The 15,742-nt window shown below is 62.9% G+C and carries 11 protein-coding genes; all 11 read right to left on the reverse strand.

Annotated features, from left to right (window positions below):
- Positions 1-9: 9 nt before the first annotated feature.
- Positions 10-807, reverse strand: a complete 798-nt coding sequence (locus EBN1_RS00130) for a S1 family peptidase (RefSeq protein WP_011235878.1) — start codon at positions 805-807, stop codon at positions 10-12.
- Positions 804-1,760, reverse strand: coding sequence for a transglycosylase SLT domain-containing protein (locus tag EBN1_RS00135; RefSeq protein ID WP_011235879.1), 957 nt, complete (start codon positions 1,758-1,760; stop codon positions 804-806). The genes EBN1_RS00130 and EBN1_RS00135 overlap by 4 nt, the downstream gene beginning before the upstream one ends.
- A 56-nt stretch (positions 1,761-1,816) precedes the next feature.
- Complete coding sequence (locus EBN1_RS00140; protein ID WP_011235880.1) at positions 1,817-3,097, reverse strand: nucleotide sugar dehydrogenase; 1,281 nt, start codon at positions 3,095-3,097, stop codon at positions 1,817-1,819.
- 53 nt (positions 3,098-3,150) lie between these two features.
- Positions 3,151-5,937: an XrtA/PEP-CTERM system TPR-repeat protein PrsT gene (gene prsT / locus EBN1_RS00145; RefSeq protein ID WP_011235881.1), complete on the reverse strand. Its 2,787-nt coding sequence runs from the start codon at positions 5,935-5,937 to the stop codon at positions 3,151-3,153.
- A gap of 2 nt (positions 5,938-5,939) precedes the next feature.
- Positions 5,940-7,298, reverse strand: coding sequence for a PEP-CTERM-box response regulator transcription factor (gene prsR, locus EBN1_RS00150; RefSeq protein ID WP_011235882.1), 1,359 nt, complete (start codon positions 7,296-7,298; stop codon positions 5,940-5,942).
- Positions 7,291-9,396, reverse strand: coding sequence for an XrtA/PEP-CTERM system histidine kinase PrsK (prsK, locus tag EBN1_RS00155; protein ID WP_241762885.1), 2,106 nt, complete (start codon positions 9,394-9,396; stop codon positions 7,291-7,293). Before prsK ends, prsR begins: the two co-directional genes overlap by 8 nt.
- A gap of 94 nt (positions 9,397-9,490) precedes the next feature.
- Positions 9,491-10,876: a TIGR03013 family XrtA/PEP-CTERM system glycosyltransferase gene (locus EBN1_RS00160; protein WP_011235884.1), complete on the reverse strand. Its 1,386-nt coding sequence runs from the start codon at positions 10,874-10,876 to the stop codon at positions 9,491-9,493.
- 307 nt (positions 10,877-11,183) lie between these two features.
- Entirely contained in the window at positions 11,184-12,128 is a 945-nt protein-coding gene (locus EBN1_RS00165) for an alpha/beta hydrolase (RefSeq protein WP_011235886.1), read from the reverse strand.
- A 104-nt stretch (positions 12,129-12,232) separates the two neighbouring features.
- Complete coding sequence (locus tag EBN1_RS00170; RefSeq protein ID WP_011235887.1) at positions 12,233-12,562, reverse strand: hypothetical protein; 330 nt, start codon at positions 12,560-12,562, stop codon at positions 12,233-12,235.
- Positions 12,563-12,652: 90 nt separating this feature from the next.
- Positions 12,653-12,913: a hypothetical protein gene (locus EBN1_RS00175; RefSeq protein WP_049780125.1), complete on the reverse strand. Its 261-nt coding sequence runs from the start codon at positions 12,911-12,913 to the stop codon at positions 12,653-12,655.
- A 196-nt stretch (positions 12,914-13,109) separates the two neighbouring features.
- Complete coding sequence (locus tag EBN1_RS00180; RefSeq protein ID WP_011235890.1) at positions 13,110-15,539, reverse strand: DUF3141 domain-containing protein; 2,430 nt, start codon at positions 15,537-15,539, stop codon at positions 13,110-13,112.
- Between the last annotated feature and the right edge of the window lie 203 nt (positions 15,540-15,742).

Genomic DNA, 15,742 nt, shown 5'->3' on the forward strand with positions numbered 1-15,742 from the left:
GTTGCCCCGTCATTCCAGCCCTTTCAGCAGCGCCTTCAGATACTCGACGGGAATCGCATAGCTGATGCCCGACGGGTCGCTCAGAATGTTTTCCTTGGTGGACTTGACGAACACCATGTTGATCACCCCGACCAACCGCCCCGTCTCCGAATCGAATACCGGGCTTCCGCTGTTTCCGGGGTAAGTCGTCGCATCGAGCTGATAAATGCGGAAGGGGTCTTTCGACAAGCGGCGGATCAGCGCCTGATTGAGATGCTGCGCACGTAGCTGCGGAATACCGATCGGGGTGATCGCGGCGACGATGCCACAGTGCGTCACGGGTGACAGTCCCAGGACGCTGCCGATCGGAAAACCGGTCAGGGCGATGCTCTGACCTTCGCGGACGCGGTCCGAAGACACGTCGACGGACAGGGAAGGCAGCGGCGGTCCGCCTTCGAGCCGCAACACTGCCAGATCGTGGTTCTTGTCGATCGCAAGCTTGCTGACCTTGCGGATCGTCGCCTGCCCCTCGCCGGGAACTGCCACCGCGAGCGTTTCCATCTGATCATCGGCCAGCGCATCGGGGACGACGTGCGCATTGGTCGCGATCATCATTCCATCGCCGACTGCGAAACCCGTGCCGAGGAACTTGAAGGCGGGAGCCCGGGTGCGCTGGAAAGTCCCCACCGCAACCACCGAAGGCTTGATGCGCGACACGGTATCGACCAGATCTGCCACCGCCGGAAGCGGAACCAGCATTGCAGCGGCCGTGGTTGCGGCGACAACGAGCCTGCGCCGAAGCGTACGGTTCGCCGCGCTGAAATTCATGTATCGCTTGCTCCCTCACTTGCCGCCTGCGCTGCCGGCATTTTTGCACTGGGCCGTGCGATGCGGCTGTCGAACGGATGGTCTCGGCGGGCGACGAAGTTCAATATACGGCTCACATAGGCGCGAGTTTCAGGGTAAGGCGGCACGCCCCGGTATCGGTCGACTGCGCCCTCGCCCGCATTGTAGCCGGCGGCTGCGAGTGCGATATCGCCGCGAAAATACGCGAGCAGCCAACGCAAATAGGCAAGACCCCCCTTGATGTTTTCGCGCGGATCGAACGGATCGCGGACATTGAAGCGTGCCGCCGTGTCCGGGATCAGCTGCATGACGCCCATTGCATTCTTCGGCGAGACGGCTCCCGCATCGAGCCGCGACTCGGCCACCGCGATCGCCAGCGCGAACCGGGGGCTGATCTGATAGGTGGGGGCGAGCTCGATGATCATGCGCGCAATGCGCTGCCGTTCGGCTGACAGCGAGCGGATGTGGGTCTCCGGATTCCATTCATGATCGTCGAGCGCGACCGCCGGCGCGGCGTTGAGGCAAGGGGGAACCTGCCCGCTGTGACCGCCGGTGAAGCGCAGCATCCGTCGTGCCTGCACGTCCCCGCGCGCGGCCGCCATCGCGAACAGCGTTCCGGCATATGCATCGTTACGCCGCGTCCCCCGTCCGTTGGCATACATCCAGCCGAGGGCGTACATCGCTTCGGCATCGCCGAGGCGCGCTGCCTCGCAATAATGCGCGACTGCGCGGGCGGGATTGCGCGGTACGCCTTCGCCGTGTTCGTGGGCGACACCCTGCTGGACGAGATAGCGTGCATGCGCTGCGAGCTTCGCGTCGGGGACACCCTGCTCCTTGCGCTCGCCGGCATACGCGGACGGCGCCACAGTGCCGGCCGCAAGGACGAAAAGCAGCGCTGCACGACAGCGATCATGGCGGAGTTTGTAGCGTTTCATCATCCCCCCCAATGGCATTGGCCCGGCTGCCGATACAGGTGTTCTAGCAGATGCTCCTAGAGTCGCCAAACCGTTACACCCGCCTTGGCCAATGCATCGGCGTCATAGGACGATTTCACATCGGAAAAAACGCCTCCCGGCAGCAGCTTGCCTGCGAACTCATCCAGCTGCATATCGAGATAGGGCGCATGGGAAACGGCCGCCACCATTGCCGCGGCCTTCGGCAGCGCTTCCCACGGCTCCAGACGCATGCCGTATTCGCGGGCTGCCTCGGCCGGCGCGGCGACAGGGTCATGGACATGCACGGTGCAACCGAAGCTCTCGAGCTCGCGGATCACGTCGATGACCTTGCTGTTGCGCAGGTCCGGGCAATTTTCCTTGAATGTGAGCCCCAGCACGATGACATCGCAGCCCCTGATCGAGTGCCCCGCCTGGATCATCTGTTTGACGGTTTGTTCGGCGACATATTTCCCCATGCCGTCGTTGATGCGCCGCCCGGCGAGAATGACCTGCGGATGATGACCGAGCATTTCCGCCTTGTGCGTCAGATAATACGGGTCGACTCCGATGCAGTGGCCGCCGACGAGGCCGGGCCTGAACGGCAGGAAGTTCCACTTCGTCCCGGCCGCCTGCAGCACTTCGGTGGTATCGATTCCGATCTTGTGGAAAATCACCGCCAGTTCGTTCATCAGCGCGATATTGAGATCGCGTTGTGTATTCTCGATGACTTTCGCCGCCTCGGCGACCTTGATGGAACTGGCGGGATAAACTCCGGCGCTTATGATCGCCCCATAGACTTCCTTGACCTTCTGCAGCGTCTGCGGCGTATCGCCTGAAACCACCTTGACGATTTTCGTCACCGTGCGCTCCTTGTCGCCCGGATTGATGCGCTCAGGTGAATAACCGACAAAGAAATCCTGCTTCCACTTCAGCCCCGATTCCCGTTCGATGATCGGAATGCAGACTTCTTCTGTCGCTCCCGGATACACCGTGGATTCGAACACCACTACCGCGCCGCGCTTGAGATTGCGGCCCACCGTTTCCGACGAGTGGATCAATGGGGTGAAATCCGGCTTATGAGCAATATCGACCGGCGTCGGCACGGCCACAACGATGAAGTCCGCCTCGCGAATGTGGGCCGGATCGGAATGACAACCGAGATGAATCGCGGCGCGAAGATCGTCCGACGACACTTCCCCGGTCGGATCGACGAAGTCGCGGTAAGCGGCGACCTTGTCGGCCGAGAGGTCGAAGCCGATGGTCTTGAATTTCTTGCCGAACTCGACAGCAAGGGGAAGCCCGACGTAGCCGAGGCCGATCACGGCGATGATGGTCATGAATGCGAGTCCCTAAAGGTTTCCGATACGCCGGTGCCTGAATGCTCGAGACCTTACAACCCTTGCTTCAGTTTGGTCGCTTCGGCATGCAACGGACTTCCCGCAGGCGCCTGCCCGAGCAGATTGTCGAGTTCCTTGCGAGCGTCGTCCTTGCGATCGGCTTTGAGGTAGGCCTTCGCGAGATTCAGCCGGAGCACCCCGGCCCCCGGAGACAGTCCAACAGCCTTGCGAAGATTTTCGAGGCCCTCGTCGCGTTGGCCGCGCTCCACCTGAAGCGTACCCAGCGTGTCAAGAATCGCCGGGTTATTGGGCGCCAGTTTCAGCGCCCGCTCGGCCAGCGCGAGCGCCTCCGGATCCTTACGCTGCCCGGCGATCCATGCCAGGTTGTTCAGCACCTGAGCATTGTCCGGACTTAACTCATCCACCTTGTGAAATAGCTTTTCGGCCTCGTCAAGCCGCCGCTCTGCAAGTGCCCGCCCGGCAAGATAGCTGCGCAATACCACGTCCTTCGGGTGGGTACGGAGCCAGTCGGCAGCCGTCTTCGCCGCATCCGGTGCCTTGCCGGCCAACACTTGTGCGGCATGCAACTTGGCAGCAGTTTGAGCCAAAGCCTCAAGCTCGAGTGCCTTGCGATATGCCTGCACGGCCGGCTCCCAGTTGGCACTGGCGGCGTGGATCTGACCTTCAAGAAGCGGGCCGGCCGCCGCCTTCGGACGCTGCTTCTGAACTGTTGCCGAAATTTTCAGAGCCTCATCCGTCCGCTTGTCTTCGGCCAGCAGCGAAGCAAGGCGCTGCTGGGCTTCGAACATGTCCGGCTTATGCTCGAGCGCCCGGCGCAGCGACCGCTCGGCCCCTGCACGGTCCTTCGCAAACCGTTGCATATCCGCTACTTCGGCCAGCGATGGAGGAGATTGCGACACCAGCTCAGACAACTTGTTTAGTGAGGAGACCGCCTGTTGTTGATCGCCCGCTGCCAGCTGGGCCCGCGCCAGCATACTGATTGCCTGGGGCTGATCGGCGTGGCCGGCGGCGGCTTCCTGCGCGATCAAGAGCGCTTTTTTCGGGTCTTTGCTGCCAAGGTAATAGCGCACCAGTGCAAGTTTCGGCGCAAGCGCAGCCGGATTCGCACCGGCCGCACGTTTGAGCATCGATACTACTTCTGCCGGTTTTGCCTCGGTGCGGGCCAACAGATCGGCAAGCAACAAGTGCGCTTCGACGTTTTTCGGATTGGTTGCGACGATCTTTTCGAAGCGCTTGCGGGCGTCATCGGGGCGTTTCTCCCCAATATCCATCCGCGCGAGATTTGCCGCCGCGGCCACGGAATCAGGATTCAGTTCGAGGGCTTTTTCGAAAGCCAGGCGAGCCCCTGCAGCATCCTTTCGGGCGAGCAGAATTCCTCCCTTGAGCACATGCGTCTGCGGGTTATTCGGCTGCTTGGCTTCGAGTTGCCGCTGCGCAGCCATCGCCTTGTCGAGCTCGCCGCTGCGAAGGTACGCAAGAATCATGATCACATCAGCATGCCCCGTGTCGGACTCGAGATCCGACGCCGCTTCGAGATCGGCAAAAGCCTCGCTGGCGTCCCCGCCCAGCAACTTCGACACCCCGAGGCGCGTCCGCGCCATTGCATTCTCCGGCTCTACCGCCGCCACCTTGGCAAAATACTCCGCTGCACGGTCAAGATCGCCATTGGCCACGTGGATCCGCCCGGCCAGGCCCATCGTCGCGCTATCTACGGACGATGCATCCAGCAGCGGTTGCAGGGTCGTCAGCGCGCGACCCTGATCTCCGGACGCCATTAGCGACATCGCAAGCATTCGACGCGCTAGCGGCTGTTTCGGAGCCCGGGCCAGAACTACCCCCAAGTGTTCCTGGGCCAGGACGTGTTGATTCAGGCGGATGTGGATGGCTCCGGCGAGTAGGCGCGCGGGCAGATAATCCGGAGCCAGCCGCACCGCCTCGGTGACGTTGTCGCGCGCCTCCTCAATTCTGTTGTTCCGCAGATCGACCAACGCCTGGAGGTAGCGCGTCGAGGGATGCTGCGGCGCACTCTTCTTCATCGCCTCCAGATGCGGCATCGCTTCGTCTACGCGGTTTTCCCGCAGCAGCATCGATACCAGCGCGAAGTGGTAGTTCACCGCCTTCGGCCGAGCCTTGATCGCCTCCTCAAGGGCGGCCGCTGCGCCGGGAATGTCCTTCCTCATCAGCAACACATCAGCTCGAACGGCATGAGCATCGGCGGCGCCCGGGTCTGCCGCAATGGCGGCATCGGCGTCGGCGAGCGCTCCGTCGAGTTCTCCGGCGGACAACTTTACCTGCGCCAGGCCTGCCCGTGCGGACCCGCTGGATGGATCGGCCACCGCCGCGGCCTCATACGCCGCCCGGGCCTTTTCGAGGTCCCCCTTGGCGAAATGCGCACCACCCACCGCGCCGAGCAGCACGGCCTGTCCGGCACGATCGTCGAGCGTTTTGCCCTCGAACTCCTTCAGCACCTGGTCGAACTCGCCGGACAGCAGAAGGGCTCGCGCCAGCAGTGGGCTGACCTGTGCGTCCGGATAGCCGCGTTCCGCAGCCCGGCGCAAGTCCTTCACTGCGCCCGCAATGTTGCCCTGTTCGAGGTTTACGCGGCCCAGAAGAAAACGCGCTTCTATCAGATTGCCATCTTTCTGGAGCGCATTCTTCAATTGAATCCCCGCCGCATTGGGGTCGTTCTTGGCGAGATAATCCTTCGCGGAGCGGAGCATGGTTTCCGGGTCATCACTGCAGGCCGTCAACAGCGCAGCGCTTAGGGCGACGGTAACAATTCGGCGAACAGTTGCGCCTGAAGCCTTCCGATTGGACACGGTCAGTTCTCCTTCTTCAAAGCGAAACGGTTCATGAGGTCGTAAAGCGACGGACGGCTCACGCCGAGGATCTCGGCCGCGCGGGCAATATTGCCGTTGGTGCGCGCCAGCACCCGCACGACGGCCCGCCGTTCCGCCTCGTCGCGCACCTGTCGCAAGTTGAGGTGCTGCAGATCGGGGTCGACGCTGTCCAGACCGAGATCGTCGGCCGTGATGCGGCTTCCCTCGGTCATGATGACGGCGCGCTTGAGGCAGTTCTCCAGTTCCCGCACGTTGCCCGGCCAGCGATGCGATTCGATTGCCGCCACCGCGTCGTCGCCCAGGTGCATCGTTCCCCGTCCATTGGCCTGCGCGAAGCGCTGCACGAACGCATGCGCGAGAAGCACCGCGTCGCCGTCCCGGTCGCGCAGTGGCGGGATTTCGATGACGATTTCGGCAAGGCGGTAATAGAGGTCCTCGCGGAACAGCCCGGCGCTGATCTGCGCCTTCAGGTCGCGGTGCGTCGCGCACACGATCCGTACATCGACCGCGATCTCTTCCCTGCCGCCGATCCTCTCGATGACCCGCTCCTGCAGGAAACGCAGCAGCTTCGCCTGCAGCGCCATCGGCAGATCGCCAATTTCGTCGAGGAAAAAAGTCCCCTTGTGCGCAGCTTCGATCTTGCCCTGCGTCTGTTTCACGGCCCCGGTAAAAGCCCCTTTCTCGTAGCCGAACAGTTCGCTTTCGAGCAGCGTCTCCGGGATGGCGGCACAGTTGATCGCGACAAAGCGCTCCTTGGCGCGCGTCGACATCGCGTGCAAGCCGCGCGCCAGGATTTCCTTGCCAGTGCCGCTTTCTCCGAGGAGCGCGACCGTCACGTTCGCCGGCGCCACTTTCTCGACGGTGCGGCAGACCTTGAGCATCGCCGAATCCCGCGTCAGGACGGCGGCCAAGCCGCTTCCCTGGAGCGCCACCAGACGCAGGTTTTCCATTTGCAGGTCGTGCAGGCGAAAAGCACGGTCGATCGTCAGGCCGAGCAACTCAGGTTCAAAAGGCTTGCCGAAGAAATCGTAGGCCCCCATCGCGACCGCCTTCACCGCGTTTTCGCGGTCATGCTGCCCGGTCAGGACGATGACTTTGGTATCGGGGGCCAGCGCGAGCATCTCGCCCAGCAGGCGAAATCCCTCGACGCCGTCATCGGGCGTGGGGGGCAGCCCGAGATCCATCGTCACGACCGCCGGCTCATGACGTCTCAATTGCGTGATCGCGCTTTCCCGATCGCTCGCGACAACTGTTTCGAAAGCGTCGAAAGCCCAGCGCATCTGTTTCTGAAGTGCCGGATCGTCCTCGACGATCAGCAGCGTACGCCGCTTGTCATTCATGATTTTCGCGTACCCTTTCCCGTGTTGCTGGCAAATCCGGATCGGCCCGGGCAGAAACGGGCAATACCACGGTCACGCAGGTACCGCGCCCCGCTTCACTGTCAAAATGAATGCGGCCTCCCAGTTCGTGAATGTACTGCTGGGTCTCGTAGACCCCAATACCCATTCCCGTGGATTTACTTGTGTGAAATGGCTTGAACAGGCGCTCTTTCATGAACTCGGACGTCATCCCGCAGCCGCTATCCTCGACCGCGACACGGGCCGAGGACGGATCCGGCATATCGACCCTTATTGTCACCTTGCCATCGTCCTGCGTCGCATCGAGGGCGTTCTGCACGAGATGCCCGATCACGCGCTCGAGCCGTTCGGGATGCGCCTGGACTTCGAGTCGGTGATCGCGGTCCGCGAACACCTCCACCGTCGGCTGCTGGTGACGCTTGGTCGCCTGGATACGATCGGCCAACGCACAAAGATCGACCCGCCTGTGCGGATCGATCGAACGTTTTTCCTGCAATTGCGCCATCAGCGCGCGCATGCGCGATTCGACATGCGCGACCGTGTCGAGCATGTCTGCCTGGAACGCCGGATTGTGCTTGTGACGCTCGGCGTTGCGCAGCATCAGCGACAGTTGGGCGACGAGATTCTTCAGGTCGTGAACGACGAACGCGGACATGCGGTTGAAGGAGTCGAACTTGCGCGACTCCAGCAAGGCTTCGGTCACCTGCATGCGTGCGAGATAGCTCGCGGCCTGGCGCTGTGCCGTCTTGAGCAGGTCGAGCACTTCCCAGTCGACCTCGAACGCGGTGCGAGGTGAATTGAGCACCACGAAGCCGACCAGCGCGCCCGGCGACTTGAGCGGCACGACGAGCCACGCATCGGGTATCGCGGACAGCCACAGCGGCAACACCAGACCGTCGTAATGAGCGGGACGGGAGCGGAACTCCTCGAGATTGAGGATCCATTCACGCTCGTCGAGAAAACGGCATAGAGCGCTGCCCTCGTCCTCGAAAGCGTCCGAAGCCCCTTGATTGAGGCGCGCGTTGACAGAGAAGCGATCGCTCGCGTCCTTCAGCCAGAGCGTTCCGCCGGAACTCTCGACCAGATCCGAAAGTGCCTTTATGACCGATTGCCCGAGGTCCAGGGTGCCGCCGGCGGACGAAAGCGCCTGAGTGAAGCGCAACCATTCGTTGCGGTAATCGTAGCGGTAGGGGAACAGGTGCTTGTTGATGAACACTCTAAGGCGGGCCCGCTGCGACCCCGAGAAGAGGAAAACCAGCAGCAGCAGGAGCCCGGCGAAGAGCAGGGTCAGTTGCAGGGCCCGGCCCCAGTTCCCGCCAAAATAGCGAACGTAGTATCCGGCTGCGGCGATCACCAGCAGGTACAGGCCCGACACCGCCAGCGCAGTGGAATGAAACGCCATTTCCCGCGATACCGAGATCCGCAGCGTCCACGACGGCGTACGCGCCGCTGAAACCGCGATCAGGGGAATCACCAGAGCATGGGCGATGCCCCGCACTCCCCACACATCGGGATCGAGGCGGCCGAACAGGTATCCGTCGGCGAACAGGTACAGTTCGAATACATAGCCTGCGGCCAGGCCGAGGCACAATGGTTTCAGTCCCCAGCGCGATTCCGCCGGTATCGCACGGAAAAGCTGCTCGACGAGCACCAGGCCGAACACCGCAGCCACCAGAAAGGCGGCGAGCATCAGGTTTGCCGGTTTGAGATCGACGGGCAGATCGAGACCGGAAAGCGCTATCGCGATGAACTCGGCGGAGACCACGAGCACAGCGAACCCTGCCGGCCACCGCAGCCGGTTTCCCCCCAACGGGCGCAGCAGCACAAGCAGGAAGGCAAACCAACAAGCGCTGCGGAAGACATCCAGCGCCGCGGCCACTACCGCCAGCCACGCGCTCGGATAAAGGACGAGAAAAGTGCCCGCAAGGGCCCATGACGTGCTGCTGCCCACGGCAAGAAGCAGAAAACCGCCCGCAATGCCGCCGCGCCATGCAAGCAGAAGATACAGACCGAAAAGAAGGTAAGCTGCCGCGGCTCCGCCGTAGCCCCATACCGCGACGTCGGACAGCTCAACACCCATCAGCCCCCCCCAAGAGCAAGTCGTCTCGTCAACTGAACAGGACACGGATTCTGGCCCTCCGCTGGGTCTGCGAAAGTCGCCAGCCGATATCCAGTCAGTGTGCACCCTCTCCGGTCAGGACGACCCTGACCGTTTCGAACAGTACGAGGGTATCGAGCACGATGGTGTGGTTCTTCACGTAATACAAATCGTATTGCAGCTTCTGAACGGCATCGTCCACCGAAGCGCCATACTGGTATCGGACCTGCGCCCAGCCTGTGACCCCCGGCTTGACGCAGTGGCGAACGGCATAGAAGGGGATCTCCTGAGCCAGTTGATCGACGAAGAACGGGCGCTCCGGGCGGGGTCCGACGAGACTCATTTCACCTTTCAGGACGTTGAAAATCTGCGGGAGCTCGTCGATGCGCAGCTTGCGGATCACCCTCCCGACCCGAGTCACCCTGTCGTCCCCGGATACCGCCCAACGCGGCTTGCCGTCCTTTTCGGCGTCGCGCCGCATGCTGCGAAACTTGATGACACGAAACACCCGCCCGCCCAGCCCGACCCTCTCCTGCCGATAGAAAATCGGCGCACCATCCTCCAGCGCGATCAGCAGCGCGGTGACCGCCATCACCGGCAGGGCGGCCAGCAACAGGATCGACGATGCAGCCAGATCGAAGCAGCGCTTGACGAACGCGCGCGCGAGGCCTTGTCTGAAACCGTCGCCATAGATCAGCCAGCTGGCCTTCAGCGAATCGATGCGGACCTGTCCCTGCACGCGTTCGAAGAAGGACGACAGATCCAGCACCCGGACGCCCCACACCTTGCAGTCAAGTAATTCACGAATCGGAAGGACACCTCCGCGGCGTTCCCGCACGGCGACGATCACCTCGTTCACCCGAAGCTGCCGGACAGTCTGAAGAAGGTCCTTGCAGTCGAGTACACGCCCCCGGTCGACGTCGACCGAATCCTCCCCTTCCACCGCATAGAAGCCGACTACCTCCATGCCGCTGCGCCTCGGGCTGCCCAGCGATCGCTCCACCGTCACCGCGTCCGCGCCCGTACCGATGATCAGCACGCGCGGGGCGAACATCGAAGTCGCCCAGTGGCGGTTGATCACCGCCCGCATCAGGAGGACCAGACCCAGCAACAGCATTACCGAAATCTGCATTGCCTCGGAGGCGAAATAGTTCCACGGAAGCACGAGGAACACCCCGAACGCCACCGGGATACTCACGACAATCGAGATCAGCACGCGGCCTATCGCGGTGCGCGTCGACCACTCGCCTTCGGCCGGCCGGTACAGTCCCATCGCGCTGTTCAGCAGGATCATCGCGATCGCGAAAAGCAGCGCCGAAGGCACGATGACGCGCCAGTCCACCGCCCCGCCGCGCACCTGTACCGCCACCGCGAATATCACCGCCATGAAAAGCACGAGGGCGTCGAAGACGACCTGTTGCAGGACGTGGGACGGAAAATAGTGACTGAAGATTTTTAGCATCGGCACATCCTGGATTACGCGAGCAATTGGAATCACCTGGTCCCGAAAGGATCTCCTTCGTTTCCGGGTCGAGACACGTACCTACTGCGATTCACCCACTCCCGGCTCGTCCACACGATAGTCCCTGCGGAACGCCCTGTACATCATATCTGCATAGGGGCGACGTTTAACCCACACTATGGGATCGCGATGGGCGTTGCTCTCTGTGTAATTCGGATTGCGGCAACGCAGCAGTTCCTCCCATCCGCTCCCCACCACCGCTTCATCCGGCCTCCAGGCTCAGGCGTTGCACTCGACGAATCGACCGTCAGGGCCGGACTGCCCGGCGCAGGCCAGCGGTGATCCGATCCACGGCATGCGTGGCTTCCGGAAAAAACTGTCCGAGCGTGATGAACCCGTGGACGACGCCGTCCACTGCGACATGCTCGATCTCCCCCCCCTCCGCTCGTACCCGCTCTGCAAAGGCCATGCAATCGTCGGCAAGAGGATCGCACTCTGCCGTGACGAGAAGAATCGGCGGCAATCCGGCCAACGACGGCGCGCGCATCGGTGACGCACGCCAATCCTCGTCATTGCCGGCCGGAAGGTAGTGACCGTAAAACCATTCCAGGCTCTCCCCGTCGAGGAGATACCCCTGGCCGAAAAGTTGGCGCGACGGGCGGTCGCTGGCGATCTCGGTACTCGGATACACCAGGAACATGAACCGGATGGCAACACTCGCCCGCTCATGCGCCAGCAGCGCGCCGACAATCGAAAGGTTTCCGCCCGCACTGTCCCCCCCCAATGCGATACACCCGCGGTCTATGCCAAGCCGTTGCGCCTGCTCTGCCGCCCACTCGATAGAAAAAATAGCATCCTCGACTGCTGCCGGAAAGGGATTTTCGGGCGCAAGTCGATAGTCGATCGACAACACCGCGCAGCCCGAGCCGTTTGCCAACTGCCGACAAAGAACGTCATAGCTTTCAAGGTCACCGACGCACCAGCCGCCGCCGTGAAAGTAGATCAGCAGCGGGAGCTCGTCGTCCCGCGAGCTTTCCAGCGGCCGGTACAGGCGTGCGTTCAATGTGCTCCCGTCCACACGGGTCATCGCCACTTCGACCGTCGCCGCAACGGCCGGAGACGGCAGACCGAATGCCCATTGCAGCTTCCGGAATGAATGGCGCGCCTGATCGACGGACAGCTCGTGAAAACGCGGGGCGCCGACACGGTAGACCATGTCCAGCAGTGCCTTGGCCTGGGATGAGAGGGGCATGTGCAGAATCCGGGGCGCGGCACAGGGCTGAACCCCGATATGAAAATCAGGAGGTCCCGATTCTAACGGAGAGCACTGGCACGATGGAAAATGGAAACAGACGGTTAATGTTCGGACGGGACGATGCGGGCACCGGACTGCCGCAGGATGAGTTCCATCGCCCTGCGGTCGGTGTTCGACGCGATTTCCACTCTCAGCACGCACGCTCCGGTATGCGCCATGTCCGCAACATCCGGCAATTCCTCGCCCGGCCCCTGCCCCGGCTGATTCGAATACGTCTGACCGGGAAATTCGGCGGCGACGCCGTCAGCGGTGAGATCCGTGCTGATGGCAATGCAGTTTTCCGCCATGCCGGCTTGCAGAAGGCGCGACTTTGCCTGCTCCGCCTCGCCCGGACTGGCGAACACTCCCGTCATTACGGTATTGCGTGTCATCTTCGACTCCTTGTTCATCGCGAGGCCAGAAACGCTTTCGCCTGGGCGAGTTCGGGGCGCTCGGCATCCCGGGCATCCGGGGTAAGGCGATCAGTTCGCCGGATCCTTCTTGCCGCCCTCCTGGAAAGCCGGATTCGAATGGTCGTTCGCCTGCCCCGGGAGCGGCGTGGGTGGAGTAGGCTCTTTCGGCCGATCCGGCTCGGGAAGCGGGGGAGTCGGGGTCGCGGGCGGCGGGGCGTTTTCCTGCTGCGCAGACGGTTGGGCGGGGACATCGGGAGGCGCCTCTTCTTTCTTCTCACATCCGGCAAGGAACAGTGCCGCAGCGATGACGATTGGTACCAGGTACGTCATGGTCCGCATCCTTCGGGAATGTCTCGTTTATTCTTAGCATCCGCTGTCGTCCATCGCCAGCCGCATGGCGCCGCATTGAATGACGTTGGCATTGAAACGACGCAGCCGCACGAGGCCGTGCGGCTGCGCTCCCCCTCGCCGTCCGGCCGGTCAGTGGCCGGCGGACGCAGGGGACGTGGTGCGACCGCGAACGCGGTCAGGCGTTGCGTGGTTTGCGCGGTGCGCGTCGTCCCGGAGCAGCGGCGGGCTTGTCGCCGTCTGGCATGCGGCCAGTGTCGCTAGCCTGTGCGCCCTGCGACTCGGACACAGGTAGACCGCTCGTAACCGTTTGTCGTGGCTCCGCTGCCTTGGCGATCGGTGCAGGCGAAGCAGGCTCGTTCATGGCGGCCGACGGCGATTGCGGGGCCGCGCCCGGGGACGTCAATGCCACCGCCGTGGCGTTCGGGCGGGCACGGTGGAACAGCGACTTGATGCGTTTGAAGCGATCCGCAGCATGCGCGCTGAGCTCGCCGCTGGCAGCCAGTACGTGCTCGATCTGATTCAGGTGGGTATCGATCTGGGCAGCGCTCTGTCCTTTGAGCAAGGTCGGAATCGCCTCCAGCGCCGCCTCGCGGTCGTGCTTGAGGATGAAGAACTGCTCGCGCAACAGGTTCTTGAAGTCGGCCAGCTTGAGGCTCGGCTCGAGTTCCGCACGCGACGCACGCATCCGCTTGAAATTACGCTCATCGGTGGCAGGGGCTCCGCCCAGTACGTAGATGATCGAACGCATCTTGGCCTCGTGACTGCCGCCCGCTGCAATTCGATCGTGAAGCTCGGCCTGACGGCGCTGGATGAAGCGACGATGCTCCAGTTCGGTGCCGGGACGCCGGCGGTGCGGCTGCCCGTCGGCGCGCAGACCGACGAGAACCTGCAGCAGCGGCTGGCCGTAGATACTCATGAAAAGCTGCTCGCTGGCCTTGTCCCGCAAGTCGCTCCACGTGTCGAGACCGCGGGCGATCTGCTCGGAAACCAGCGTCTCGGCCCTGCGGAAGACGTTATCCTCGCCGACCGGATGGCGGTCGGCCCGTACCTTCTCGGCGAGCGCCGGCAGCGACAAGGTGAGCGGATTGCGGTCGGAAAGCAGTCGGTAGCCGAGACGGTTCGGATGCATGCGCCGCATCCACTTGGCCGACGAGGGGGTCGCCAGCGCGCGCACCCAAGGCTGCAAGAACAGGCGATAGAGACCCAGGTTGATCTCGGAGATGCGGGCGACCGTGGCAAAACGCGCTTCATCGTCGGGCTGATGCCCGATCTCCCGGTCGAGTTCCGCGACCGTGCGCGGCGTGAACTCCAGCAGGTACTCGCGCTCGATCAACCCGGCATCGGCACGCTCATCGGCGCGCGAGATCGACGTCTCGTAGAGCCCCGGCGGCAGCACGTCGATGTAGTCCATGTTGGCGGTGAATTCGGTGTGCTCCTTGCGCGAGACGCTGCCCGAGACGAAGATCCCCAGGTGACCCGTGCTGTCGTGTACGCAGTAAACAATCGTCTGCTCGTTGGCAATGATGCCGTCAACCCCTTCATAGAGATCGCGCACCCAGCCCAGGGCCTGAGGCGGCGGGGTGATGTCGTCGCCCCGCGAGCAGAACACCACGACCGGCGAACGCACGTTGCGCAAGTCGATGCGCCGCCCGTCGGAGGTCATCAGCTGGGCGGTCGAAAGACGGTTGCCGATGAACAGGTTATCGACGATGTACTGGATCTCCTGGCCACCGAGCACTACATGGCCGCCCCACCAGCGCTCGAACTCCAGGTAACGCACAGCCTCGGTATCCACGTTGGCGAACACCCGGTACTGCTTGGTCCACCATGTGTTGGCCGGGTTGAGGTTTTCGAAGTTCTGCACCAACCAGGCGCCGTCGAACAGCCCGTTGCCCAGATCGCTCAACAGCGCCGTCATCCAGCTGCCGCCGGACAGGCCGCCGGTATAGCGCAGGGGCGCCTTGCCACGCTCACCCGCCCAATACGAAAGCGGCGAACCGGCGATAAGGATCGGGCCGAACAGATCCGGTTCCAGCGCCGCGGCCATCATGATCTGCCAGCCGGCTTGGCAATTGCCCACGACCATCGGCTTTTCCGCGGTTGTCGGATGACGTTCGATAACGCAGCGCAGGAACGCGACCTCCGCCTCGACCACGTCTTCCACGGTCTGGCCCGGTTCGGGATAGGGCAGAAAACCGACGAAGTAGCACGGGTGTCCGGCACGCAGCGCGACACCGATCTCGCTGTCGGGCTTGAAGCCGCCGATGCCGGGGCCGTGCCCCGCACGCGGGTCGACGACGACGAAAGGCCGCCTCTGCGGGTCGATCTCGATGCCGGCCGGAGGCAGGACCCGCATCAGCTCATAGTTCACCGGCCGCGGCAATTCACGGCCGTCCATCAGCACTTCAGTCTCGAAGCCCAGTACGCTGGGTTTGGTTTTCTCGATGTGCTCGAGGTACTGGTTGCCACGATGGCGCATCACGTCCATGAACAGCACGCTGCGCTCGACTGCATCCCGCCAGTAGTCGAAAGCGGACCGTGCGAAACCGAACGGATCCATCATGGGCAGTGTCGCTGCCGAAGGTACCGGTATCGGGAAATTCATTCTGAACTCCATGTATTGTCGTGGCGGAGGGCAAGTGCCATGCTCCACGAAAGTCTAATCTGCCGCCCGGCCTCGTAAACCGGGCCATGCCAGCGTTAGGGGACACTCGCAAGTGGAAAGTGTTCCAGGCGCTCGCTGCCAATCCTGGCGTCGTTCGGACAACGGCCGAAGGAAGCGGTTGCGGTTGGCGTTCCCCTCGGCTT

It is taken from the genome of Aromatoleum aromaticum EbN1, from assembly GCF_000025965.1.
Lineage (GTDB): Bacteria > Pseudomonadota > Gammaproteobacteria > Burkholderiales > Rhodocyclaceae > Aromatoleum > Aromatoleum aromaticum.

Bases quoted from the DNA above. Each gene is read 5' to 3' on its own strand.
- EBN1_RS00130 (WP_011235878.1), bottom strand. From the start codon at position 807: ATGAATTTCAGCGCGGCGAACCGTACGCTTCGGCGCAGGCTCGTTGTC.
- EBN1_RS00135 (WP_011235879.1), bottom strand. From the start codon at position 1,760: ATGAAACGCTACAAACTCCGCCATGATCGCTGTCGTGCAGCGCTGCTT.
- EBN1_RS00140 (WP_011235880.1), bottom strand. From the start codon at position 3,097: ATGACCATCATCGCCGTGATCGGCCTCGGCTACGTCGGGCTTCCCCTT.
- prsR (WP_011235882.1), bottom strand. From the start codon at position 7,298: ATGAATGACAAGCGGCGTACGCTGCTGATCGTCGAGGACGATCCGGCA.
- prsK (WP_241762885.1), bottom strand. From the start codon at position 9,396: ATGGGTGTTGAGCTGTCCGACGTCGCGGTATGGGGCTACGGCGGAGCC.
- EBN1_RS00160 (WP_011235884.1), bottom strand. From the start codon at position 10,876: ATGCTAAAAATCTTCAGTCACTATTTTCCGTCCCACGTCCTGCAACAG.
- EBN1_RS00165 (WP_011235886.1), bottom strand. From the start codon at position 12,128: ATGCCCCTCTCATCCCAGGCCAAGGCACTGCTGGACATGGTCTACCGT.
- EBN1_RS00170 (WP_011235887.1), bottom strand. From the start codon at position 12,562: ATGACACGCAATACCGTAATGACGGGAGTGTTCGCCAGTCCGGGCGAG.
- EBN1_RS00175 (WP_049780125.1), bottom strand. From the start codon at position 12,913: ATGACGTACCTGGTACCAATCGTCATCGCTGCGGCACTGTTCCTTGCC.
- EBN1_RS00180 (WP_011235890.1), bottom strand. From the start codon at position 15,539: ATGAATTTCCCGATACCGGTACCTTCGGCAGCGACACTGCCCATGATG.